The 7670-nt window shown below is 71.5% G+C and carries 7 protein-coding genes; 6 read left to right on the top strand and 1 reads right to left on the bottom strand.

What is annotated here, in order from left to right; genetic code table 11:
- The coding region (locus AOK23_RS35285; protein WP_055716609.1) for a protein kinase domain-containing protein at positions 1 to 1323 on the top strand (1323 nt) is incomplete at its 5' end.
- A gap of 186 nt (positions 1324 to 1509) precedes the next feature.
- Here the strand turns inward: AOK23_RS35285 and AOK23_RS35280 are convergent.
- Positions 1510 to 2316 carry an SGNH/GDSL hydrolase family protein gene (locus AOK23_RS35280; protein WP_055716608.1) on the bottom strand — a complete coding sequence of 269 codons (807 nt, stop codon included), beginning with the start codon at positions 2314 to 2316 and terminating at the stop codon, positions 1510 to 1512.
- Between the two features lie 313 nt (positions 2317 to 2629).
- Here AOK23_RS35280 and AOK23_RS35275 point away from each other — a divergent pair, with 313 nt between their 5' ends.
- The 5 genes from AOK23_RS35275 to AOK23_RS35255 all read left to right on the top strand — a co-directional run.
- Complete coding sequence (locus tag AOK23_RS35275; RefSeq protein WP_055716607.1) at positions 2630 to 3835, top strand: S8 family peptidase; 1206 nt, start codon at positions 2630 to 2632, stop codon at positions 3833 to 3835.
- Between the two features lie 267 nt (positions 3836 to 4102).
- A complete protein-coding gene (locus AOK23_RS35270; protein ID WP_055716606.1) occupies positions 4103 to 4492 on the top strand; it encodes a hypothetical protein in 390 nt (129 codons plus the stop codon).
- 3 nt (positions 4493 to 4495) lie between these two features.
- Entirely contained in the window at positions 4496 to 5590 is a 1095-nt protein-coding gene (locus AOK23_RS35265; RefSeq protein WP_055716605.1) for a GNAT family N-acetyltransferase, read from the top strand.
- A gap of 383 nt (positions 5591 to 5973) precedes the next feature.
- Positions 5974 to 6819, top strand: coding sequence for a glycosyltransferase family 2 protein (locus AOK23_RS35260; protein ID WP_055716604.1), 846 nt, complete (start codon positions 5974 to 5976; stop codon positions 6817 to 6819).
- On the top strand, positions 6816 to 7670 hold an 855-nt coding region (locus AOK23_RS35255), incomplete at its 3' end, for a glycosyltransferase family 2 protein (RefSeq protein ID WP_055716603.1). The genes AOK23_RS35260 and AOK23_RS35255, both read left to right, overlap by 4 nt.

Below are 7670 nucleotides of genomic sequence, written 5' to 3'. Positions count from 1 at the left end.
GCGCTGCGCGCCGCGCACGAGGCGGGGGTCCTGCACCGGGACGTGAAACCGGCCAACGTGCTGATGTCCAACGACGGCCGTGTGGTCCTCACCGACTTCGGCATCGCCACGGTGGAGGGCAGCTCCGCGCTGACGATGACCGGCGAGGTGATCGGCTCGCCCGAGTTCCTCGCCCCCGAGCGGGCGCTCGGCCGGACGCCGGGGCCCGAGTCGGACCTGTGGTCGCTGGGCGTGCTGCTGTACGCCGCGGTCGAGGGCAACTCCCCCTTCCGGCAGGACACTCCGCTGAGCACGCTGCGCGCGGTCGTCGACGAGGAGTTGCCGCCGCCGCGCCGGGCGGGCCCGCTGGCCCCGGTGATCGAGGGGCTGCTGCGCAAGGACCCGGCGGAGCGGGTCCCGGCCGAGCAGGCCGAGCGGGACCTGCGGATCATCGGCGCCGGGGGCACCCCTTCCAGCGCCGACACGGCCGGAGCCGCCCCGTACGCCCCGACGGTGACCACGTCCCCGGCCGGGGGCGGGCCGACCCGGCGGGACACGACGGGGTACGGGGCCCCGACACCGCCGTACACAGGCCCGGCCGTGGCGACGGGCCCCTCGGCGGTGCCCGCCGGTGTGCCGGGACGCGACCGGCGTGCCCTCGTCTTCCTGATCGCGGGTATCGCGGCGCTCGCCCTGGCCGTCGCGGGGCTGACGTACGCCTGGGTCAACCGGGACGACGGCGGGGCCGACGGCAACACCACCAACGGGGCGGGCACCACGGGCGGCAGCGACGGGCGGACGAACGGCGGCGGTACGTCCGACGAGCCGAGCGACGAGCCCACCACCGAGGACGACGGGCCCTCCGACACCCCGGAGGACGGTCCGACGACCAGCAAGCCGCCGGCCCAGTCCGTGAAGGTGGTCGTCGCGGGCGAGGCCACGCACTACTCGGGGGCCTGTCCGCCGTCCGAGGGCGACGCCCCGCGCTTCACGGCGACGTTCACCGTGGGCCGGGTGCCCGTGGAGGTCGAGTACCGCTGGGTGACCGCGAGCAGCAAGGCACCGGACACCGAGTGGAAGACGCTGTCGTTCCCGGAGGGCGGCGGGAAGAGTCAGCAGGACCGGATCGTCGTCACGACGTACGCGCCGGACACGACCTACGAGGACGAGATCACCGTCGAGGTGCGCGGGCCGGTGCGGACGACGTCCAACTCCGTCGCGTTCTCCGTGACGTGCGAGGAGGAGCCCCCGACCACGGGCGGCACCCCCTCGGACTCGGGGGACCCCGGCGGCTCCGACGACGAGGCCGGGGCCTACGACCGCGCGGTGGAGCCGCGGGCGTAGGGCCGGTCGTTCGGATCACGCCCGAGCCCTGGAACGGGGTTGACCGGGCCGGCCCCTGGGGAGCGGGGGGCCGGCCCGGTCGACGTGCTCAGGGCGTGCTCAGGGCGTGCTCAGGGCGTGTTCAGGGCGTGTTCAGGGCGTGTTCAGGGCGTGTTCAGGGCGTGCTCGTGAGGGCCGTGGCCGGTGTCAGGCCGCGTTCCTGAACACCGGCAGGTAGCCGCCCGACTGCCCCGCGGCCTTCGGGTGGTACGAGTCGCCGATGTTCAGCAGGTTGAGACTGTTCAACCAGGGGTCGCCGGAGCACAGTTCGTGCCCGGTGAAGACGGAGCGGACGTCGCCGAAGGTGAAACCGTGGTCGGCGGCGCGCTTGGCGATCGCGGTGTTCAGGTAGTCGGCCGCGTTGTTGATGGCGGACCGCTTCGTCTGGGACAGCCCGGGGCAGGTGCCGCCCAGCTGGTAGAAGCGGGGGTAGCCGAGCACCACCACATGGGCGGCCGGTGCCTTCGCGCGGACGGCCGAGTACACCTTGTCGAGCTGGCCGGGCAGCGTCGAGTCGACGTACGCCTTTGCCGTGTTGATCCGGGAGACGCAGGAGCTGTCGGACTGGAGCACGCAGGTGGTCATCACGTCGGCGAACCCGGCGTCGTTGCCGCCGACGGAGAGGGACACGAGCCCGGTTCCGGCGCCCAGCGGGCCGAGTTGACTCGCCAGAACATCACCCGTTCGGGCGCCCGAGCAGGCCGTGAAGTCGAAGGAGGAAGGGGAGTTGGCGGCGGCCCAGAGGTACGGGTAGGCCTTCGTGCTGCGCTTGCAGTCGCCGCTGGAGGAGATGTAGCTCCCGGCGCCGACACCGGAGGAGTAGGAGTCGCCGAGGGCCACATAGCCCGTGGCGGCGGCCTCTTCGGACGCCTGCGCCGCCGCGGTCCCGGTCAGGGTGGCGGCGACGGCGAGGAGGAGTGAGGTCGTGAATACCGCAAATCGGGAACGTCTCATGGAACCTCCCTTTAGCAGGATCTCTGTGTCAACCGTCGTAGCAACTACGCGTGTTGATCGGAAGTGTTCATGTCAAGACTTTCAGGTCCCGATCGACCCAAAGACACCTCGCTCAACTCCCGTTCGATTGCGTACGCGTGACATACGCATGACAAGACCCCAACTCCCTTGTGCCGCGCTTGTGCCTCCACCACGCTGCTGGGAGCCGTGAGCGGAACGCGACGCTCCCGGTCGTGAGTGCGATCCCGCACACCCCCCACCGACGCACACCCCCCACCTGGCGTGCGCCGCCCATGAGGAGGACTCCCTCGTAATGGCACACCTGCGTAGCAAGAGGATCCGTGTCACCGCCGTCACCACCCTGGCGACGGCCGCCCTGCTCGGCGGCCCGACCGCACTGCCCGCCCAGGCCGCCCCCGCCGAGGGCACGGTGCTCGCGGCGGACTCCCCCACGGCGATCAAGGACAGCTACCTCGTCACCCTCAAGAAGGGCACCGGCCTCAAGGCCGCCTCCAGCGAGGGCAAGAGCCTGATCAAGAAGCACGGCGGCACGGTCCAGCGGACCTACCGGTCCGCGCTCAACGGCTACTCGGCCGAGCTCTCGGCGGCCGAGGCGAGGAGACTGGCCGCCGACCCGGCGGTCGCCTCCGTCGAGCAGAACCAGATCCTCACCGCCGACGCCACCCAGACCAACGCCCCCTGGGGCCTGGACCGCTCCGACCAGGCGTCCCTTCCGCTCTCCGGCACATACACCTACCCGGACCCCGCGGGCGGCGGCGTGACGGCGTACGTCATCGACACCGGCGTCCGCATCACGCACTCCCAGATCAGCGGCCGGGCCACCAACGGCTACGACGCCGTCGACGGCGACAACGTGGCACAGGACGGCAACGGGCACGGCACCCACGTGGCGACCACCATCGCGGGCTCCACCTACGGCATCGCCAAGCAGGCGAAGATCGTGGCGGTGCGGGTGCTGAACAACTCCGGCTCGGGCACCACGGCCGGCGTCGTCGCGGGCATCGACTGGGTGACCGCGAACCACAGCGGCCCCTCGGTCGCCAACATGTCGCTCGGCGGCGGCGCGTCCGCGGCCCTCGACACGGCCGTCCGCAACTCCATAGCCAGCGGCGTGACCTACGCCGTCGCGGCCGGCAACAGCAGCGCCAACGCCTCCTCGTACTCCCCCGCCCGGGTCACCGAGGCGATCACGGTCGGTGCGACCACCAGCACCGACGCCCGGGCCAGTTACTCGAACTACGGCTCGGTCCTGGACATCTTCGCCCCCGGTTCGTCGATCACGGCCGGCTGGAACACCAGCGACACCGCCACCAACACCATCTCGGGCACCTCGATGGCCACCCCGCACGTCGCGGGCGCCGCCGCGGTCTACCTGGCCGGCCACCCCTCGGCCACCCCGGCCCAGGTCGCCACGGCGCTGACCGGCGGGGCCGTCACGGGCAAGGTGACCAGCACGGGCACCGGCTCCCCGAACCGCCTGCTCCAGATCGTCCCGTGACACCGACCGGCCCGTCCTCGGTCTCCCGAGGCCCCCTGAGCCTCTGAGGTCTCCTGGCACAGGAGGGTCCGTCCGCACACGAGTTCCCCGGAGGCGCCCGCCGCCTCCGGGGAGTCCTCGTCCCCGGGCCCGGAGATCCCCCCGCCGTCGCTTCTCCGCCGACCTCCCGCGCGAGCGCTTACCGTCGAGTTCCGCATCTTGACTGTCCCGCGCCCGCTGAGCGACATTGAAGCCCGGCATCCGGCGCTTCGGGGGGCAAAGTCGCCAATGCAGACCTTGAGTACCAAGCCATCCCTGTCCGACAGTGGCGGGCCACTGCTCGCGGGCGTGGCCGCGGCCGTGGCGGGGACCGGCGCGGTGCTCGCGTTCGCCGACGCGGACTCGGTCCTGCGCGGCCCGTTCACGCTGTTCTTCCTCCTCGTCGCGCCCGGAGCCGCCATCGGGGCCGTGCTGCGCGGACTGGAACCCTTCGGCCGCGTCGTGGCGTCCGTCGCGGGCGCGATCGCGGTGAACCTCCTCGTCGCACAAGGCATGATCGCCACCCACTCCTGGTCGGTACCCGGCGGGATCGCGGCCGTGACCGTGATCAGCTCGCTCGTTCTCCTGCTGAGCCTGGTACGGCGCGTGCGCGGCCGTACGGAGAGAAGACGGACCTGAGACGTGGACATCAGCGTGTACCGCCCAGGCGAACTGAGCGCCGCCGACCGGGCGGCCTGGACCGCCCTGCAGTCGAAGGCACACCTCCACGGCGCGCCCGAGCTGGCGAACCCGTTCCTGTCCCCCGAGTTCGCCCTCGCGGTCGGCCGGTGCCGGCGCGGGGTGCGGATCGCGGTCCTGCGCGAGGGCGGTGAACCCGCGGCGTTCTTCCCGTTCCAGAGAACCCCGGTCGGGGTGGGCCGGGCCGTCGGCCTGGGACTGTCCGACTGCCAGGGCGTCGTCCACCGCCCCGGATTCACCTGGGACGCCGAGGCTCTGCTGCGGGCCTGCGGGCTCGCCGTCTGGGAGTTCGACCATCTGGCGGAGGGCCAGACACCGTTCGCGGACCATGTCACCGGGACCTTCCCGTCACCGGTCATGGACCTCGAACAGGGCTACGAGGCCTATCTGGGCCGGCTGCGGGCCGGCTCCCCGAAGTTCGTCCGCTCCACGCTCGCCAAGGGACGCAGGCTCGGCCGCGCGGTGCGCGAGGTCCGCTATGTGCACGACGAGCGCGATCCCGAGGTCCTGCGCACCCTGATGGCCTGGAAGTCCGCCCAGTACCGCAGGACCGGTCGCAGCGACCGCTTCGCACACCCGTGGATCATCCGGCTCGTCCAGCAGCTGTTCCACACCCGCTCCGACTCCTTCGCCGGCCAGCTGTCCGTGCTGTACGCGGACGGCAAGCCGGTCGCGGCCCATTTCGGGCTCCGCTCCGAGCGGGTGCTGACCTGCTGGTTCCCGGCGTACGACCCGGCGTTCGCGAGGTTCTCGCCGGGGCTGCTGCTGCATCTGCACATGGCGGAGGAGGGCGCCGCGGACGGGATCGCGTACCTGGATCTCGGCCGGGGCCAGAAGCAGTACAAGGACTCCCTGAAGACACGGGAGATCTCCGTGGCCGAGGGGTGGGTCACCCGGCGTCACCCCGTGGCCCTCGGGCACCGGGCCCGTCGCGCCCCCGTCCGGGCGTTGCGGAACGCCGTGTTGGCCCGGCCGGAGCTGTTCGCGTCGGCGGACAGAGCACTGAAACGGATGGGGAGAATCCGGTCAGGACTGTAGGTAACGGACACAACAACAAAAAAGTGAGGCCTCGCAGTAGGCCTTGCCATACGGGCTCAATCATCAATACCGTCTTACATCCACCCGCATCGGTCCGTCGACAGTGGTCCCAAGGGGAGGGCTCGAGGGGCGTGACGGTCCCGGCGCGGGGCGCGGTAGGGGGGTGCCGTGCTCGGTGACCGCGTCTGTTGCCGAGCCGTGCCGCGCGACCGACTGCCGAGTCGCGACAGTCGGCCAGCTTTGCCAGCTCACCCTGTCATGCACCAAGGGGTCGATACGGAGATCGATTTCGCGTGCCACGGGTGAGAACCCCCCTTTCGAACCGGACACATAGCCGGACCGCCCAGGGGCGGGCGGTCCACCGGACGAGAGGGACCAGACTCATGAGCTCAGTTCTGCGCCCGGCGATATCCGATACCGACACGGCCGAGGAGCCCGACGGGACCATCACGGTCGCCTCGGGCAAGTACCGGCCGGTCTCCACCCATCTGGCCATCGCTCCCCCGGTGAGCGTGGTGATCCCCGCCATGAACGAGGCGGAGAACCTCCCGTACGTCTTCAAGACACTGCCGGACTGGATCCACGAAGTGGTCCTCGTCGACGGCAACTCCACCGACAACACCGTCGAGGTGGCCCGCGAGGTGTGGCCCGGCGTCAAGGTCGTGCCGCAGCAGGGCAAGGGCAAGGGGGACGCCCTGATCACCGGGTTCGAGGCGTGCACCGGCGACATCATCGTGATGGTCGACGCGGACGGCTCGGCCGACGGCCACGAGATCCTGTCGTACGTCTCCGCCCTGGTCTCGGGCGCGGACTTCGCCAAGGGGTCGCGCTTCGCCAACGGCGGCGCCACCGACGACATGACACTGATCCGCAAGTTCGGCAACTGGGCGCTGTGCACGGTCGTCAACCGCAAGTTCGGCGCCCGCTACACCGACCTCTGCTACGGCTACAACGCCTTCTGGCGCCACTGCCTGGACAAGATCGACCTCGACTGCACCGGGTTCGAGGTCGAGACCCTGATGAACATACGGGTCGTCAAGGCCGGTCTGAAGGTGCAGGAGATACCGAGCCACGAGTACCTCCGCATCCACGGCGCGAGCAATCTGCGGGCCGTGCGCGACGGTCTGCGCGTGCTGCGGGTGATCCTGAAGGAGCGCTCCAACCGGCGTGCGCTGCGGCGCCGTTCGCACGCGACGATGCTCGTCTCCGGCCGAGGAGAGGTGTCTTGAACGGACCGTCCGTCTCGGTCGTGATCTGCGCGTACACCGAGGACCGCTGGGAGGACATCCTCGCGGCGGTCGCCTCGGTCCGCGCGCAGTCCCGGCCGGCCCTGGAGACGCTCCTGGTGGTGGACCACAACCAGGCCCTGCTGGAGCGTCTGACCAGGGAGTACAAGGAACACCGGGAGAGCGGTGAGGTCCGGGTGCTCGCCAACGCGGGCCCCCGCGGCCTGTCCGCCGGCCGCAACACGGGCATCGCCGCGTCGTCCGGCGAGATCATCGCCTTCCTCGACGACGACGCCGTCGCCGAACGCGACTGGCTGCGCTGGTTCGCCGAGGGCTACGCCGACCCCCGCGTCATGGCCGTCGGCGGCCGTACCGTGCCCGTCTGGGCCTCCGGCCGCCGCCCGGCCTGGTTCCCCGAGGAGTTCGACTGGGTGGTGGGCTGCGCCTACAAGGGCCTGCCCGGCGGGGTCGCCCGGGTGCGCAATGTGCTCGGCGGCAACGCCTCGTTCCGCCGCGCCGCCTTCGACGCGGCCGGGGGCTTCGCCACCGGGATCGGCCGCGACGGGGACAAGCACCCCCTCGGGTGCGAGGAGACGGAGCTGTGCATCCGGCTGACCCGCGCCAGGCCGGACACGATCCTGCTCCTCGACGACCGGGCGGTGATCCACCACCGGGTGCCCGGCGCGCGCGAGCGCTTCGGGTACTTCCGGGCGCGCACCTACGCCGAGGGCCTGTCGAAGGCGCTGGTCGCGCGGAGCGTCGGCGCCGGCAAGGGCCTGGAGTCCGAGCGCCGCTACACCACGCGCGTCCTGCCCGCCGGGGTGGCGCGCGGCCTGCGGGACGCGCTGCTCGGC

The organism is Streptomyces torulosus, assembly GCF_001419765.1.
GTDB classification, from domain to species: domain Bacteria; phylum Actinomycetota; class Actinomycetes; order Streptomycetales; family Streptomycetaceae; genus Streptomyces; species Streptomyces torulosus.
The sequence above is the reverse complement of the archived record's forward strand: the minus strand, read 5'-3'. Positions and strand labels throughout refer to the sequence as shown.